General features: G+C 67.5%; 23 protein-coding genes. 10 read left to right on the top strand and 13 right to left on the bottom strand.

Annotated elements, in window-relative coordinates:
* Positions 1-3: 3 nt before the first annotated feature.
* The 4 genes from AC0VY3_RS21695 to AC0VY3_RS21680 form a co-directional block, all read right to left on the bottom strand.
* Entirely contained in the window at positions 4-618 is a 615-nt protein-coding gene (locus AC0VY3_RS21695; RefSeq protein WP_475550350.1) for a hypothetical protein, read from the bottom strand.
* Entirely contained in the window at positions 618-1391 is a 774-nt protein-coding gene (locus AC0VY3_RS21690; protein ID WP_475550349.1) for a protein kinase family protein, read from the bottom strand. Before AC0VY3_RS21690 ends, AC0VY3_RS21695 begins: the two co-directional genes overlap by 1 nt.
* A gap of 122 nt (positions 1392-1513) precedes the next feature.
* A complete protein-coding gene (locus AC0VY3_RS21685; RefSeq protein ID WP_475550348.1) occupies positions 1514-2122 on the bottom strand; it encodes a hypothetical protein in 609 nt (202 codons plus the stop codon).
* A gap of 93 nt (positions 2123-2215) precedes the next feature.
* Entirely contained in the window at positions 2216-2551 is a 336-nt protein-coding gene (locus AC0VY3_RS21680; protein WP_475550347.1) for a hypothetical protein, read from the bottom strand.
* A gap of 89 nt (positions 2552-2640) precedes the next feature.
* Here AC0VY3_RS21680 and AC0VY3_RS21675 point away from each other — a divergent pair, with 89 nt between their 5' ends.
* From AC0VY3_RS21675 to AC0VY3_RS21655, 5 genes are all read left to right on the top strand, one after another.
* Positions 2641-3192 (top strand): hypothetical protein, encoded by a 552-nt coding sequence (locus tag AC0VY3_RS21675; RefSeq protein ID WP_475550346.1) that lies wholly within the window; start codon positions 2641-2643, stop codon positions 3190-3192.
* Positions 3189-4355, top strand: a complete 1167-nt coding sequence (locus tag AC0VY3_RS21670) for a tyrosine-type recombinase/integrase (RefSeq protein WP_475550345.1) — start codon at positions 3189-3191, stop codon at positions 4353-4355. Before AC0VY3_RS21675 ends, AC0VY3_RS21670 begins: the two co-directional genes overlap by 4 nt.
* A complete protein-coding gene (locus tag AC0VY3_RS21665; RefSeq protein ID WP_475550344.1) occupies positions 4352-5428 on the top strand; it encodes a hypothetical protein in 1077 nt (358 codons plus the stop codon). Before AC0VY3_RS21670 ends, AC0VY3_RS21665 begins: the two co-directional genes overlap by 4 nt.
* 109 nt (positions 5429-5537) lie before the next feature.
* A complete protein-coding gene (locus tag AC0VY3_RS21660; protein WP_475550343.1) occupies positions 5538-5876 on the top strand; it encodes a hypothetical protein in 339 nt (112 codons plus the stop codon).
* Between the two features lie 259 nt (positions 5877-6135).
* Complete coding sequence (locus tag AC0VY3_RS21655) at positions 6136-6522, top strand: hypothetical protein (RefSeq protein WP_475550342.1); 387 nt, start codon at positions 6136-6138, stop codon at positions 6520-6522.
* Between the two features lie 50 nt (positions 6523-6572).
* On the opposite strand, the gene AC0VY3_RS21650 is transcribed toward AC0VY3_RS21655, so the two are convergent.
* Both AC0VY3_RS21650 and AC0VY3_RS21645 read right to left on the bottom strand, forming a co-directional pair.
* Positions 6573-6782 carry a hypothetical protein gene (locus tag AC0VY3_RS21650; RefSeq protein ID WP_475550341.1) on the bottom strand — a complete coding sequence of 70 codons (210 nt, stop codon included), beginning with the start codon at positions 6780-6782 and terminating at the stop codon, positions 6573-6575.
* A 26-nt stretch (positions 6783-6808) separates the two neighbouring features.
* A complete protein-coding gene (locus AC0VY3_RS21645) occupies positions 6809-7678 on the bottom strand; it encodes an ATP-dependent DNA ligase (protein WP_475550340.1) in 870 nt (289 codons plus the stop codon).
* A gap of 160 nt (positions 7679-7838) precedes the next feature.
* Here AC0VY3_RS21645 and AC0VY3_RS21640 point away from each other — a divergent pair, with 160 nt between their 5' ends.
* The 4 genes from AC0VY3_RS21640 to AC0VY3_RS21625 are packed head-to-tail and all read left to right on the top strand — an operon-like array spanning position 7839 to position 8872.
* On the top strand, positions 7839-8261 hold the full coding sequence (locus AC0VY3_RS21640) for a hypothetical protein (RefSeq protein ID WP_475550339.1): 423 nt from the start codon (positions 7839-7841) through the stop codon (positions 8259-8261).
* 40 nt (positions 8262-8301) lie between these two features.
* Positions 8302-8427: a hypothetical protein gene (locus tag AC0VY3_RS21635; RefSeq protein WP_475550338.1), complete on the top strand. Its 126-nt coding sequence runs from the start codon at positions 8302-8304 to the stop codon at positions 8425-8427.
* An 11-nt stretch (positions 8428-8438) separates the two neighbouring features.
* A complete protein-coding gene (locus tag AC0VY3_RS21630) occupies positions 8439-8642 on the top strand; it encodes a hypothetical protein (protein WP_475550337.1) in 204 nt (67 codons plus the stop codon).
* 2 nt (positions 8643-8644) lie between these two features.
* Entirely contained in the window at positions 8645-8872 is a 228-nt protein-coding gene (locus tag AC0VY3_RS21625) for a hypothetical protein (RefSeq protein WP_475550336.1), read from the top strand.
* 248 nt (positions 8873-9120) lie between these two features.
* Here AC0VY3_RS21625 and AC0VY3_RS21620 read toward each other — a convergent pair whose 3' ends face one another.
* The 3 genes from AC0VY3_RS21620 to AC0VY3_RS21610 all read right to left on the bottom strand — a co-directional run bounded on the left by AC0VY3_RS21620 (position 9121) and on the right by AC0VY3_RS21610 (position 10370).
* Positions 9121-9642, bottom strand: coding sequence for a hypothetical protein (locus tag AC0VY3_RS21620; RefSeq protein WP_475550335.1), 522 nt, complete (start codon positions 9640-9642; stop codon positions 9121-9123).
* Between the two features lie 262 nt (positions 9643-9904).
* Positions 9905-10099 carry a hypothetical protein gene (locus tag AC0VY3_RS21615; RefSeq protein WP_475550334.1) on the bottom strand — a complete coding sequence of 65 codons (195 nt, stop codon included), beginning with the start codon at positions 10097-10099 and terminating at the stop codon, positions 9905-9907.
* A gap of 34 nt (positions 10100-10133) precedes the next feature.
* Positions 10134-10370: a hypothetical protein gene (locus tag AC0VY3_RS21610; RefSeq protein WP_475550333.1), complete on the bottom strand. Its 237-nt coding sequence runs from the start codon at positions 10368-10370 to the stop codon at positions 10134-10136.
* A gap of 351 nt (positions 10371-10721) precedes the next feature.
* On the opposite strand from AC0VY3_RS21610, the gene AC0VY3_RS21605 reads away from it, so the two are divergent.
* The gene (locus AC0VY3_RS21605) at positions 10722-10859 is read left to right on the top strand and encodes a hypothetical protein (RefSeq protein WP_475550332.1); all 138 of its coding nucleotides are present in this window, start codon (positions 10722-10724) and stop codon (positions 10857-10859) included.
* Here AC0VY3_RS21605 and AC0VY3_RS21600 read toward each other — a convergent pair.
* The 4 genes from AC0VY3_RS21600 to AC0VY3_RS21585 are packed head-to-tail and all read right to left on the bottom strand — an operon-like array spanning position 10856 to position 12713.
* The gene (locus tag AC0VY3_RS21600; RefSeq protein ID WP_475550331.1) at positions 10856-11032 is read right to left on the bottom strand and encodes a hypothetical protein; all 177 of its coding nucleotides are present in this window, start codon (positions 11030-11032) and stop codon (positions 10856-10858) included. The two genes, AC0VY3_RS21605 and AC0VY3_RS21600, sit on opposite strands and share 4 nt — an antisense overlap.
* A gap of 9 nt (positions 11033-11041) precedes the next feature.
* A complete protein-coding gene (locus AC0VY3_RS21595) occupies positions 11042-11587 on the bottom strand; it encodes a flavoprotein (protein WP_475550330.1) in 546 nt (181 codons plus the stop codon).
* On the bottom strand, positions 11584-11946 hold the full coding sequence (locus AC0VY3_RS21590; protein ID WP_475550329.1) for a hypothetical protein: 363 nt from the start codon (positions 11944-11946) through the stop codon (positions 11584-11586). Before AC0VY3_RS21590 ends, AC0VY3_RS21595 begins: the two co-directional genes overlap by 4 nt.
* Positions 11943-12713, bottom strand: coding sequence for a hypothetical protein (locus tag AC0VY3_RS21585; protein WP_475550328.1), 771 nt, complete (start codon positions 12711-12713; stop codon positions 11943-11945). Before AC0VY3_RS21585 ends, AC0VY3_RS21590 begins: the two co-directional genes overlap by 4 nt.
* Positions 12714-13545: the final 832 nt, after the last annotated feature.

The following is a 13545-nucleotide window of genomic DNA, read 5'->3' as shown; positions in this document are numbered from 1 at the left end:
CGCCTACTTGATAGTGCCGGTGAACTCAGGGAAGGCGAGGAAGTCGTCGTCCGTGGTGCGCTGCACCGTCACCACGATGTCCCTGCCGTACCGCTTTTCCAGGGAGTGGTCGCTGGTCTTCACTGCCGACACCCCTTTCGCGAGACGCCCTTCGAGAGGGGCACTGTTCTTCGAGAAGATCGTCAGGTCAGCGGTGCCACCGTTCGTCGCACCGTCCACCGACACCGACAACTGATCCAGGTCAATGGCCTGTCCGCTCTTGTTGTCGAGCTTCACCCGCACCCGGAACTCGTGCGACTTCGGGTCGGGCTCCTCGAACTCGTCCCAGTCAGAGAACACCTTCGCGTCCACGACCGTGACCTCCAGGCCGTCCGGCCACGCGAACGGCTTCCCGAACGCCAGATCCGTCGACGGGGCCTCCGACTCGGCAGGAGTCTCGGTATTGCAGTGCTCCATCCAGTCCGACTGGTTCAGCGACGTATCCGAGCAATCAACCTCGTGCTCCGGGACCGACGCCTTCACCGAGGACTTGGGCGCGGCCGGCTCGTCACTGCCACCGCAGGCAGTGAGAGAGCAGGCAAGGAGAAGGGCTGCCGCAGCAGCAGAGCGGGTACGCATCAGCAGCTCTCCTCGAACTTCACTGCGGTGAACTCGACCGGCTGACCGTTCAACGCGGCACCGGCGGCGGGCTTCTGGGTGCACACCTTCCAGTTGGACTCCAGCAGCACCATCCGGTCCTCGGCCGCATCGGTCACGGTGATCGACGTACCGGAGGCCAAGGTGCCACGAGCCGCCTTCACGGACTCCCCGGTCAGGTCCGGCATCTTCCCGCCTGCCGCCTCGGGTGCCTTCTTGTCGCTGGCCGGGCACTCCTCTTCCAGCTTCACTGCACCGAAGTCCAGGGTGCTGTCCGTGGATGCCGTCTTCCCCGCCTTGATGTTCTGCGAGCAGACTTTCCAGTTCCGGTCGAACGCCTGGAACCTGTCCCGGCCGGTGCTGTCGTGGGACTTCAGCGAGTAGAAGCCCTTCTCCTGCGCGGCGTCCTGCGCAAACTGGAGACCCATCCCGACGAAGTCAGGGACCTTCTGTCCGTCGTCGGCTTCCTTCTTCGGCGCCTCAGCCTGCTCGGCCTTCGCGGGCTTGTCGTCGGCCTTGTCCTTCGCTGGCTCCACCGGCTGGGCGGTCACGGTCTTCGTCACCGTGGGGGCCGGCTTGCTACTGGCAGCGTCCTCGGTGCCGCCACTACCGGCGGCACCGAACATGATGCCGAGGACGAACAGACCGGCCCCCGCAGGGATGACCACCCGCTTCTTCGCCCACTTCGGCCCACCGGTCTTCGGCGGCTCGGGCGTGAACGGCTGCTGCCCCCAGCCGGGCTGCTGGTACGACATGTGTCCCCCTACGTGCGGTTCGTGGAGGCCTGACCGTAGCCACCCGACCACACTCGGGGGAGCGACTTGTTCCGGTGGTGACGGAGTTGTGACCAAACAGCGAGGGAAAGGTGGCGGGGCTGTCAGGTGCCAGCGTCGAACGCCGGGTTCTCTAGTTGTCGGGCGATCTTCCACTCCCGGTCACCGCGGCGGCACGTCAGCACGAGGCGGATGGGCTGGCCCACGTACTCTCCCTGCCACACGCCCTGGGTCTTTCCCTCCATCCAGAAACCGGGGTGGGTTCTCTGCATCGCTCGTCGTGTACCCGTGCCAACCTCCAGCGGGAAGGGCTCCGGGCCGCGGCCGTGTTCGTCAGTCCCGTTCGCGCCGTAGCTGAACTTGAACGGTCCCCACACGAAGTTGTCGAGGTCAGCTCGGGTGACCCCAGGGCCCGGCACCACGGAGGCAATGTCCCTGTCGTCGTTACCAACCTCTATGGCGATGTGGTCGAGGTGCCGCAGCGAATCGGGCCCGTTGAGGTGGGCAGACAGCAGGGCGTGGCCGTTGCCGGTCTCGATCAGCCTCAGGTCGAACTGAGGGGTGAGGTCGGACTGCCACCGCTCCTCCTCGATACGAGTGACGGAGGCAGCCGCTTTCGCTGATCGCTCCGCTGCGCGCCAGGCGCCGAACGCGGCGGCCACGCCAGCCGCGGCGGTGATGTAGGTGGCGATGTCGCCCCAGGGGGTGCTCATGCGCCGGGACTCTAGCCGCGGACACCGGCAACGCGCCCAACGCGCCTGCGCCCCGCTCTCATTCGAGGGCGGGGCGCAGTGCTGTGTGCGGGGTCAGGCGTCAACGAAGGGCGCCGGCCCGATGCCAGAGCAGCCGCTCTCGCGTCGGCCGCCGGTTGCCATGAACTCGCTCTCGCGCCCGTTGGGCAGCCGGAGCACTCCGGGGAACGCGTCCGAGAGGTCAACGTCTGGGGCGTCCGCAGCGAGCGTGACGCTGCCAGCCCAGGTGCTGTTCCGGTCGGACTCGCGGTTGTCGTCGCGGCTCGGGTCGTAGCGCAACACGAGAGAGGCGGCGACGGGGGCTTCGCTTCCGTCCTCAAAGACGACGATGGCGGGGCCCACGTAGCGAAGGCGTCCGTCTCCGGGATGGAAGGGGCGGCGAGTTGTCATGGCGGGAGAGTAGTCCCGGAGTCCCGGCGCGCGCCGACAGGTAGCACATAACGTTCCCTTATGCGCTAGGAATTCGGTACCTCTGTAGCATGGACAAGGACGCGCTTCCGCTGCTCTTAATCGACGTCGATGGACCGCTGAATCCGTGGATGGCGAAGCCCTCTCGCCGCCCTGAGGGCTACACCACGCACCGGATGCGCCCGACCGGGTGGGAGCAGCCGTACCAGAAGCCTCTGCGGGTCTGGCTGAACCACGAACACGGCGCCCAGCTCACCGCCCTGCCGTACAACCTCGTCTGGGCCACCACCTGGGCCCACGAGGCGAACGAGTGGATCGGCCCCCACCTCGGGTTGCCCGAACTCCCCGTCATCACCTGGCCCGATGATCGGCCCGCGAGCAGCCCGTACTGGAAGTCCGAGCCCCGGATCTTCTGGAAGACCGCCACGATCGTCGAGTACGCCGCCGGGCGCCCCTTCGCATGGATCGACGACGACATCACCGACCTCGACCGCGAGTACGTCACCACCCACCACCAGGGGCCCGCGCTGCTCCACCACATCGACCCGCACCTCGGGCTGCTCCCCGCCGACTTCGACACGCTCGCCACATGGGCCGCGTCGGTCCGAGAGGATGCTGCGTGACCGAGCAGTCCATCACTCAGCGAGCCGGGCAGTCGATCGCACTGCCTGGCTCGGACCTCTTCGAGGAAGTCCGCCGCAAGCTCGTCGACGACCTCGGCATGGTTCAAGTCGACCGCCAAGGACAGCAGCGTACCTACCGACCCCGCGCCGAACTCCTCGCCGAAGCCGTCACACCCGAGACCTTCGTCTGGGTCATGGACTGGCTTACCTCCGTCCGTCGGAGCAGCCTCCAGACGAAGCGCAACTACGTCGACGACATCCGGCGCGTCTGGGGCGCCTACGCGCAAGAGCTGGGCCACGAGCGGTTCGCCCTCGGCTGCTTCACCGCCGACCACATCCGCGCCTGGCGACTCCGCATGGAAGGCCGTGGGGCGCCCCCCACCACGATCAGCCGCTACCTCAACACGCTCTCCTCACTCCACACCTACGCCGCCGAGAAGATCGACCTCCCAAAGAACCCCGTCACCCAAGACGACCGACCCAAGGTCGACAAAGGCAACACCTCCCGCAGCACCCCCGTGCTTGAAGTCGACGAAGTCCAGGCAGTCGTGCGAGCGGCGGAGAACGAGTTCGATGCCCTCGTCGTCCTCCTCCTCTACACCCTCGCCGGACGCGTCTCCGAGATGTGCGCCGCCGACGTCACCGACCGGATCGAACGAGGACGACGCTCCTACCTCGACGTCACCCGCAAAGAACACAAGGAACGCATCCTCCCGCTCCCCGTCACCGTCGCCGAACTCCTCGACGCCCACACCGCAGGCCGCGCGGTGGTCACAGAAGGCGTAGGAAACGCCTTGCTCCTCGACTCCGCTGGCGAGCGCCTGGACCGGCACGACATCGCCCGACTCCTCACCCGCCTCGGACGCAAGGCGCGCGTCCTCACGTGCCCGGCCGTCGACCAGCCGGGCCACGCCTTCGCCCGGTGCAAGATCTGCCGGAAGCTCACCCCGCACGTCCTGCGCGCCAGCCGAATCACGCACATGCTCGACGACCACGTCGACCTCGCAGAAGTCCAAGCCTTCGCCGACCACGACAACCCCGCCACCACCGTCGGCTACTGGAAACGCCGCAACAAGGGACAGCGCAACGCCAAGCACGTCGACGCAGCCGAAGCCCTCTTCGGCGGCATCACCGACCGCTTCCGTCAGGAGACAAAAGGGTGAGCACCGCACACGACGGAGACCACGAGCATGAGGTAAGGGCCCGGTTGCTCATGCTCCGGGCAGAGCAGTCCGTAGTTGCAGCTTTCAGGGTCCGTGCCTACGAGTTGGGCTGGTCCCTACGCGGGCCGGTAGGCGGCGTCAACGAGCCCGTGAAGATGGCTTGCGGCGAGGGGCACACCGCAGAGGCGAAGCCCATCAGTGTTCTGGTGGGCGGCTTCACTCTCGACAGCCATGTGGGGCCCCTGCCGAGGAACGAGCTGGAGTCGTGCTTTACCTGCATGAGGGCCCGGAAGGAGGTGGAGGGGATCGCAGCCTTTCCGCAGTACGCAGCCGATTTCGATCTGCGGGTGTTGAGTGACGAGAAGACTCAGTACGGCAGGCCCGCGAAGGTGGTGCGGTGTCTCTCTGGGCACGTCTTCACGCTGCCCGCTTTGGATCCCCGGATTGATTGGCAGCCATCACCGAATCACGAGTTCCTCAACTTCAAGGAACGAGATCCGCACGAACACCCATGCCCCACATGCAAGAAGATCCGCGAGACCCCCAAGCTAGCCGCCTTCAAGGCCAACGCCGCCGCTCAGGGCGCGATGATCCTGGAGCCACTGGTTGGACGCGTAACTCAGCGAGTGGCGATCTGCTGCATCGTTGGCCACCTCTCCCAGATCGGCATCAATCAGGGGTACAACGCGGAGGCCATGTGTCGAGTATGTAGGACCGGGCGAAGTGCTCCGCCGCACGATGTTTTCTACATCGTCAGCGGCACCGACACCGTCACAGGGATGCCGACGGTGAAGCTTGGGATCAGCTCAGGCGCCGGGCACAAGCGCCTGGAGCAGCATTCGACTGTCGGTCTCAGCCAGCGGCACCTCGTGCGAACAGGGCTATCCCACGGCGTGGCGCGCACGTTGGAGTCCGCCCTATTGGCGCACCTAGCTGAGGAGGGATGGAAGCGAACCCGCGGCGAGGAGTACTTCCCGGCTGAAGCGCTGCCTGCTGTTGTCGCTTTCGCGGAGAACTGGTTGGGCGCTGGCCAGTACGAGACCGACGCCGCATCGGAGGGCATCGGCCTATGAGGCCCCAGGGGAGGGCAGCCCAGACAAACCGTCGGCTGTCCGCTACCGTCGAATCAGGCGCGGGGCCTGCAGCGGTCGAGGGATGACCGCAATGAGTCTTGGAGGACTCATGCCCATAGGCCGCGTCAACGCCGCCAAGTTCATCTCGCGCTACCTCGACGAGCCGCATGAAACGGACTTCGGCGGCGAGGAAGCCCACCACCTGATGGCCACCGTGCACGCCGACCGCGCCTGCCCGCCTTCCGGGCACAGCATCGGCTGGCACGACTGCTACCTCAGCGCCGACATCCTGCCGCTCATCTGGAAGGCGGATCTGCTGCTGGAACCGAACGGAGACCCGAGACCCATCCCGGACTACCTGACCGGGGAGGCGCGGGAGCGGGCCATAGAAGCAGGGCGGCTCGCCGCTCGGATCCGACGCGAGGCTCATCGCAGGGGCCTGCACTGATCTGAGGCAACCGTTTCCGGTCACACCTCTACCCCTGTGGCCGAATCGGGTGCATCGTTGCTCTTGCGGCGCCGGATGCTCGCCAGGTTGAGGGCCCCGCTTCAGGCCCTGCCCGCTGACCCCCTGCGGGCGGGGCCTGCCGCTCCTCCCGGCTCCCCACGGGAGGCCAAGCGGCTGCCCGCGCAAGGGCGTTGGTTGTAGCATCGACGTACCGTCCCATCGGGGGATGGCGTAGCACCTAGTCCTGTCGGAGGACACCATGGCCTTGAGCCGTATCGCGCGTGAGCATGCCGCCGAGATCAGAAGGCACGACTGGTCCGATGCCCCTTTCCGGGCCGACCGTGCCGGTCACGACCGTGCAGTTGACGGCAAGGGTGGGCGGGTGCTCACCGACCAGGAGGCCGACACCGTCCGCATGAACGTGATGTGGGTGACTGCCCAGGTGTTGGGCTACCAGGACCCCAACTTCGACGTCTACGAGTTCGCTGCGGCGTGCGGCGTCGAGATCATGACTCGGTCGGGGCGCCTGAACGGCGGCATCGAGGCTGGGGTCCGTCTCCACGATGGCAGGTACATGCGCCCCGGGACATGGGACTCATCCGAAGGCGACTGGCTCGACGAGGTAGACGCCCAGGACCGTCGGTGAACTAACTAGCTGCACTCGCCCTCCCTCGGTTCGTCCGGGGGAGGGCGTTCCTATGCCGCTTCGTAGTGGTGCGCCCGCCCACCTCGCCATTCGACCCAGTCGGATTGGTCTACGAGGTCCGCCGCGTCGGGGAGCCCGGCCCGTCTCTGGAATTCGATGACGTCCTCATCGTTGTGCGCGAGCCCGGCGATCTGTCCTTGGATGGTGACTCGTCGGCCGCCGGTGGGGGAGGGGCGGTGGATGGCAATGGGCGCGGACATACATCCAGCGTGCTCCCGACCTGCTGCTATCGCATGCGGGTGACGGTGAGCGTCCCGTGCCTGCCGGAGGCAGCGAGCACCTCGACGGTGAGGTCGGACTCAACCCGGGTGTACGTCTCTCCTTCGGCCCGCCGCTCCCCGACAACCTCGGCCGCGGTGAGCGCCTCACCGATCCGCCCGGCGAGTACAGGGTCGAGGCGTGTGGTCAGCCGGATGGGTCCGCCTTCGTCGCCTACTGCGGGTGCGAGCCGGTGGGGTCGGCACCGGGGCCCGAGGTAGCCGACGACGAGCGCGTCCTCGGTGTCGGCGTGCCGGACCTTGGTCCACCCGCGGCGGCCGGCGGGGTAGCCAGCCGCCCCCTTCTTACAGACGATCCCTTCGATGCCCTGCTCCTGGAGTCCCTCGTACCAGGCGACGGCAACCGCTCGGTCGTCGGTGGCAGGGACGGCCTGGATCGGGGGCGGGATGTCGTGGAGGAGGTCGACGAGCAGTCCGCGCCTCTCTGTGTAGGGGAACCCTGTGGTCTGCCCGCGCTCGGGGTGCTCCAGAACGTCCCACGCGGCGTAGCTGGCGGGGTGTTGTGCGGCGAGGGCGCGGGCCCGGGTGATGGTGGAGGCGGCCCGGGACTGGGCTGCCCCGAAGTCGATGCGGCCGTCCCGCCAGATGACGGCTTCCCCGTCGAGCGTGGTCCCGGGTGGGAGTTGCATGGCGGCGACGGCGAGGTCCATCCAGTGGCTGGTGACGACCCGGCCCGAGCGCGCGTACAGGATGACCTTGTCTTCGGTGCGCCGGAGGATCGTGCGGTGCCCGTCGAACTTCGGCTCGTACCACCAGTCGGGCCCGTCGGGGATGGCGGGTACGGCTTGGGTGAGGGCGGGTCGGATGGGGTATTCCACGGTCCGATCCTGTGCCGAGGCAGTGGTGGCCGCACGGCTAGCTACTCCGGGCCACCGAATCAGACGAGAAGCTAAAGAGAATTAATGGGTGACAGATGAGGGCTGCCGCGCTACTCTCGTTTGGCAGGCATTAATCCACGTCTGTAGCAGTGAGGGGAACATGAAGATCACGATCACCGTCGAGGAGCCCACCGGGGACTTCCAGGAGAAGCTCCTGGCCCTCCTCGCCGACCACACCGCCGACATCGAACCCGACACCACCTGGACCAAGGAACGAGCCGAGCGTCTCTACCTTGCCCTGCCCGCCAACGCACGCCGCATCATCAAGGAAGCCGCCAATCGCGGCGGATACGTCTCCGCCGGCGACCTGCGCAGCGGGGAGGACAGCAGCCTGCGGGGCCACAGCGCCGCCATCAAACGGGCCGTCGACCGTGGGGCGCGTGACGGCTGGTGGCCGGACACCCTCAAATCGCCGATCCAGGCGCAGGGCCCGGGCTTCGGCAAGGTCGTCGGCTACCTCATCCCCGAGCCCCTCGTTGAGGTGTTCAAGCACGCCGCCAACAAGCCCAGCCGCGACTGGTAGACGACACCAGAGCAACCACCCAACCAAAGGAGAAGTGACCGTGAACGGTATCTACGACGACGGCGCAACCTACGGCCCCAACCCGGACGCCCAGCTCCCGCAGGATGTTCCGGCCGACCCGATCTACGACGACGGAGCCCAGTACGGGCCCACCACCGAGCAGTGAGGACCACGACCATGGGGCAGCAGGTCATCACCACACTCAAAGGTCGCAACTACCACCGTCCCGACTGCGGCCCCGGCTTCCTGTCGGCTCGCGCGAAGGGCGAACGCCTTGGGCGCAAGCTCCACCCTGTCCTGACCATGACGGAAGCCGATGCACTGCAACTCGGCAAGAAGGCGTGCGGCCATTGCGGCGGCACCGAGGCGAAGGAGCACTGACCATGCCTTCACAGGCAGCCCAGGCCTTGGAGAAGACCATCCGTGCCCTCGGCGGCACGTGGGATACCCGCCGTTCCGTGACCGCCCTGCGTGACGCAGGGCTTGGTGATGGCGACCAGCGGGCACAGGAGAAGCGGGCCCGTGACGCGCTGCGGGACCTGGCGAAAGCGGGCGTCATCGTGAAGATCGACCCGGACAGTGCCACCTACCGACTCGGCGCCGAGCAGTGAGGACCACGACCATGGAGTACATGCCGCCTGTCGGTGGAGCGAAGCGGGATCTACCGGAGCTGACGGATCAGTGCCGCCCGAGTGGCGAGCGGACCTTCGCAGAACACGACTACGCACCGGAAAGCACGCCACGGTGCCGTAGGTGCGAAGCTGTTGAGCAGTAGCCGCACAGCGCGACGCCCCGGCCGAGGTAAGCGGCCGGGGCGTCGCCGTGTCAGCGTATCGCCCACCTGGGCTGGAACGCACCGTCACCGGCTGGCCAGGTACCGCCTTCGCAGCGGGCCTGGCATCGGCCAGTGCCACCAGCGCTCCAGCAGATCCATTCGGGCAACCTCGACGAAGGAGCGCATGGCGTGCATGAAGAGCACCTCCTCATCCTTGGAGAGGTCCACCCCAAACTCTTCTTCAAGATCTGTACGGGGCAGATAGTCCTGCTCTTCGGTGTCAAAGATCCATCGCTGCCCTTCTCCGAGAGCCCCCGCGTCTGCAGTGGCGTAGACGCGATCGACTAGGCCGGAAGCCGCCTCGCGCACCTTCTTCCCGGAACGCAGATTGACGGCTTGCCATGTGGACCAGACCTCGGCGACGCCATCGGTAGTGGAACGGTTGCGTACTGCGCCAGCGCACGCTTTTAGGAATCGGTCGTAAGCCATCGCGCGGTCCTCTCGGCGACCGTGCTTGACGAGCGTCACAGGACTAGCGGCTGCCTGCGCCATCGATACGAGTTGACGCAGCGCAGCCATCGGGATGGCGGAGGTAGGTTCGGGCATGCGGAGAAAAGTAGCGCGCCCTGCGCGACCCCGGACCGTTTCGAGACAGTTGCCCGAGCGCCTGACCGCAACTGAACCAGCACTGCCTTGCGCCCGCCACGCCGGGGCTGATCGAGCACGGGTTGTCAGTGCCCGGTCGTAGGCTTGTCACATCAACCCCCAGGGCCCACGGGCCCACGGGCCCACGGGCCCACAAACAAGGGGATTGCTCACCACCCCCATCCCGGCTGCTCCCGGGACGGGGGCGGGGCTGCGTCGGGGGCTACTCGACAGCGCCCAGCCGCTTCGCCATCCGCTCGAACAGTGCAGCGGCGGCCTGCTTGTCAGCGGGGGAAGGCGATCCGTCTGGGCGAGCCACGTTGAGCGCCGCACGCAGCTCGCGCTTCGTGCAGTACAGGGTGTACGCCGCGTCCTCGTCGGCTTCGGCGGCGGCACAGGCCTCTGCGAAGGTCATCATGACCCGCTAACGGTCCCGCCAACAGAAGGTCACCTCAACCGTCCAAGGACTCCTCCGGGGGCAGTACGGCCTTATTCGCGGCCTGCTCCAGCTCGAACCGGCTCTGCTTCGGCTCCTGTGCGGCCTCGGTTGTCACCGCAGCTTGGAACGTTTCCGCAGCCTCACGCCACGGCCGCCAGCCTTCCTCCGTGTACGGCTGGGACAACGCCTCACGCTGAGCTTCCACGGAAGCCCGGTACAGCTCGATCAGGTTCTCACTCGGATTCGCCACGGCCGGAAGCCTAAACGGCACCACTGACAACGGTCGGTCTGCCGCGCTGGGTGGCGACGACGGAAGTCCTAGGAGCCTCCGCCCGGAACGGCGCGTGCGGGATTCCACCCCTCAAGGGGCGGTGGAGCCTACTCCGGGCAGGCGGCGCACATCCGCGATGGGGCGTCACTCCGCCGCCGCGTCTGCCGGAACAGCCGGGTCTGCTGCCAGACCCACCCGCAAGGTGCCCCAACAGGGGGACGTCCACCGAACGGGACAGAGGCCCCGGCAACGTCCAGCCTTACGCCCGCCCTCCATGTGGGGGCGGGCGTTCGTGCGTGGCGGACGGAGCCTCCATGCCACACTCGCAAGATGAAGATGTGGCACAGCTACTCCTACGGCTTGTGGTACGGCCTCTTCCAGGCGTTCATGGTCACCGTCTGGGTCGCCAGCGGCATCGGAATGGTCGCGGGAATCCCTTGGCTTCTCTGGCTCGAAGCCGGGCTCTAAGCCGCCTCGGTGACATCCCCGCGCACCGCCGCAGCCCACTCCACCAACAACTCCTCATACCGGCAGCGCCCCTCCGGCGTGACCAGACCGCCGCCCGTGAGTAGCGCCCGGATCTCCTCATTCACCACAGCCAACGACCGGGCGGCGCGCGGCGAGGCAGGAGGAGTAGGCATGCCGTGAGTCTACGGGCGGGGTGTGACAACCGCCTCGACCGCGTCCAAAGCGCGAGACCACGGAAACGCCTTCGAGTCGCCCTGCTTCGGCGGGTGCGACTCGTACCCGTCCGGACCGTCTAGGTACACCACACCCTGCGCCCGCAGATCCGCGACGCTCCGGGCCACCGCTGGCTGAGCCCCCTGCGCCTGGTTGAAGTACGGCATCGCCAGCACCGGCACACCCAGGTGCACGCCTTCCGATACCAGACCCAAAGCCACGGTGTCCGCGATGCCCGCCCCCCACTTGTTCAGGGAGGTGCACGACAGCGGTGCCACCAGCATCGCGTCCGCCTTCGGCAGCGCATCCTTCTCGCCCGGCAGCTTGTACTGCGACCGCACCCGGTGCCCTGTCAACGCCTCCAGCTCACCCATGCGCGGCTCCCACCACCGGGCAGCGGACGGCGTCAGGATCAGGCACACATCCCACCCGCGGGCCTGCGCCAACCTCACCCCCTCGTCGACGTACTCGGTGGGGCCGGCGGCACAGGCGATGAGGTACAGGACTCGGGTCATGCCTGGAGTCCACATCGTGCGGCCAATGCGCGCAACTCCCCGCCCGGCTTGGCCGTTGCCCCCACCACGTCCTTCACCAAGTTCACCGTGGCCGGCCTGCCCTTGAACTCCTCCGGCGCCAACCGGGCCGCCTCCGTCAGCGACTTGGCGGCGGCTTCCTTCTTCCGTGTCAAGAGCTGAGCGCGTGCCATCGTAATCAGGTGCCCGGCCTGCCGCTCCGCCTTCAGCCCCTGCACCGCCGCACCGTCCATGCCGTCGGCGGCTTCGAGCGCTGACCAGCCGTCTTCGAACCGGGCCAGGACATCCACCCGGTGCAGGCTGACGTTCGTCGGCCCGAAGTTCGTCCAGTCGGCGTTCATGTCGGCACCCTGCTGGTCGGCGACCTCATCAGCCTGGTCGACGTGCTCCACGCGTCCCGCACACGATCCGGGGTCCGTCCCATCGACGACGCAGAGATCGCCGCAGACAGGTACAGCATGCCCAACGTCGACAACCCGAGCGGCCCGGCCGTAGTCAGGTCGGCATGGAGGCGGCGCGCGGACCCTATGGCGAACTCCACTGCGGCGGCCGGCTGCTGTTGGTTCGAGAGGGACTTCGCGACCCGCCTCGACGCGGCTCCGATCGCCACCGGATCCCCGGCCCGCTCCGCGGCCGCCAGGGCCCGATCCGCCACCACCGCAGCCGGCGCGGCCGCGGGCTGCCCGTACTTATGGAGGAACGACGCGGCCAACTGCAGCACCCGAGAGTTCAGCATGTGCGCCTCCCGGCCCTCGGTTCCGGCTGCCGCCGCGGCTTGGCCGGCGCCGACAACAAGGGCGGGGAGGTCACGGCCGAGCGCACCGTAGTGGCAGGCCTGGAACGCCTCGCAGCAGTACGTGAGCCTCCGCCGCAGGGCATCCAGTGGCAGCGGCGGGTCGTCGACGGGATCCCGGTAGAGGATGTCGATGACCGCGGCGGCCTCAACGGGTGGGCGGCCGGGCGCGGGGGCCGCGGGTGTGGTGTCGGTCAAGAGTTGCTCCAGGGGGACGCGCAGGGCCTCGGCAGCCCGGACGAGCACGGACAGGCGCGGGTCCTGCTGGCGCTGGCCGCCTTCGAGGTCCTGTACCCACCGGCGGCTCTGCCCCATGATTCGACCGAAGTCTTCCTAGGTGAAGCCGCGTTGCTCACGCCAGTACGCGATACGGCGGCCGATGCGCTCAGTGTTCATGCAATGCCCCCGGGTAAGGCACGCAGGTTGCGTGCACACCCCTGTTGTACCGCGACCTACCGTGCAGAAACAGCAGGTCGTCAACACCAAGGGGCCGCCATGACCACCAGAGCCTTACCGCCAGTCACCGCCCTGACCGAGGCACAGCAGCGTGGCTGGGCGTGCGTCTGGTGCCGGGCCCCGCTCGGTATCGGGCTGGGCGCCGACCTCAGCGAGCAGCGGGTCCGACCGGCCGACGGCGCGGCGTACTCCGGTTCCCACGCCAGTGCCTCGACCCGATGGCATGTGCCGAGAGGGAGGCGTCGTGATCTGTGCCCGCTGCGACCAGCCGATCACCGGCGACAGTGTCACCCTGGACCGGTCGGACTCGATGTCCGGCGCCCGCCCGGACGACCATGCCCACCGGGTGGGGGATCCGGAGTGCCGACCGTTTCCGGCCGCCACGTCACCGCTCCAGACCGCACTCCGACGCCATGGCCGGTAAGGGCAACCTGGCCTCTGGGCTGGAGTTATACGCGCGGTGACCCTGACGGATGGTTAGGGCATCAATTGCCACTCGACACTAGTTTTTCGGTCAAAAGTGAGTAAGGCTCGATGGGCTGACTGACCCCAGAGTCCGTAGCCGGAGTGTGTCACCGGCTGCGCAAACGGATCAACCAACGATCGATGGGGAGGACGAGATCAGCAGTCTCCACCGGAGCGCCGTCCTCACCGAGGCGAGTCCGCACCAGACGAAACGCCACCATGTCCA

Source organism: Streptomyces sp. iso_384, assembly GCF_056172905.1.
Note: the sequence above shows the minus strand (reverse complement) of the source record. Positions and strands in the feature narration are given on the sequence as shown.

Excerpts from the sequence above, each read along its gene's own strand:
- AC0VY3_RS21695 (WP_475550350.1), bottom strand. The coding sequence starts at position 618 with ATGCGTACCCGCTCTGCTGCTGCGGCAGCCCTTCTCCTTGCCTGCTCT.
- AC0VY3_RS21690 (WP_475550349.1), bottom strand. The coding sequence starts at position 1,391 with ATGTCGTACCAGCAGCCCGGCTGGGGGCAGCAGCCGTTCACGCCCGAG.
- AC0VY3_RS21685 (WP_475550348.1), bottom strand. The coding sequence starts at position 2,122 with ATGAGCACCCCCTGGGGCGACATCGCCACCTACATCACCGCCGCGGCT.
- AC0VY3_RS21680 (WP_475550347.1), bottom strand. The coding sequence starts at position 2,551 with ATGACAACTCGCCGCCCCTTCCATCCCGGAGACGGACGCCTTCGCTAC.
- AC0VY3_RS21675 (WP_475550346.1), top strand. The coding sequence starts at position 2,641 with ATGGACAAGGACGCGCTTCCGCTGCTCTTAATCGACGTCGATGGACCG.
- AC0VY3_RS21660 (WP_475550343.1), top strand. The coding sequence starts at position 5,538 with ATGCCCATAGGCCGCGTCAACGCCGCCAAGTTCATCTCGCGCTACCTC.
- AC0VY3_RS21655 (WP_475550342.1), top strand. The coding sequence starts at position 6,136 with ATGGCCTTGAGCCGTATCGCGCGTGAGCATGCCGCCGAGATCAGAAGG.
- AC0VY3_RS21650 (WP_475550341.1), bottom strand. The coding sequence starts at position 6,782 with ATGTCCGCGCCCATTGCCATCCACCGCCCCTCCCCCACCGGCGGCCGA.
- AC0VY3_RS21640 (WP_475550339.1), top strand. The coding sequence starts at position 7,839 with ATGAAGATCACGATCACCGTCGAGGAGCCCACCGGGGACTTCCAGGAG.
- AC0VY3_RS21630 (WP_475550337.1), top strand. The coding sequence starts at position 8,439 with ATGGGGCAGCAGGTCATCACCACACTCAAAGGTCGCAACTACCACCGT.
- AC0VY3_RS21625 (WP_475550336.1), top strand. The coding sequence starts at position 8,645 with ATGCCTTCACAGGCAGCCCAGGCCTTGGAGAAGACCATCCGTGCCCTC.
- AC0VY3_RS21620 (WP_475550335.1), bottom strand. The coding sequence starts at position 9,642 with ATGCCCGAACCTACCTCCGCCATCCCGATGGCTGCGCTGCGTCAACTC.
- AC0VY3_RS21615 (WP_475550334.1), bottom strand. The coding sequence starts at position 10,099 with ATGATGACCTTCGCAGAGGCCTGTGCCGCCGCCGAAGCCGACGAGGAC.
- AC0VY3_RS21605 (WP_475550332.1), top strand. The coding sequence starts at position 10,722 with ATGAAGATGTGGCACAGCTACTCCTACGGCTTGTGGTACGGCCTCTTC.
- AC0VY3_RS21600 (WP_475550331.1), bottom strand. The coding sequence starts at position 11,032 with ATGCCTACTCCTCCTGCCTCGCCGCGCGCCGCCCGGTCGTTGGCTGTG.
- AC0VY3_RS21595 (WP_475550330.1), bottom strand. The coding sequence starts at position 11,587 with ATGACCCGAGTCCTGTACCTCATCGCCTGTGCCGCCGGCCCCACCGAG.
- AC0VY3_RS21590 (WP_475550329.1), bottom strand. The coding sequence starts at position 11,946 with ATGAACGCCGACTGGACGAACTTCGGGCCGACGAACGTCAGCCTGCAC.
- AC0VY3_RS21585 (WP_475550328.1), bottom strand. The coding sequence starts at position 12,713 with ATGGGGCAGAGCCGCCGGTGGGTACAGGACCTCGAAGGCGGCCAGCGC.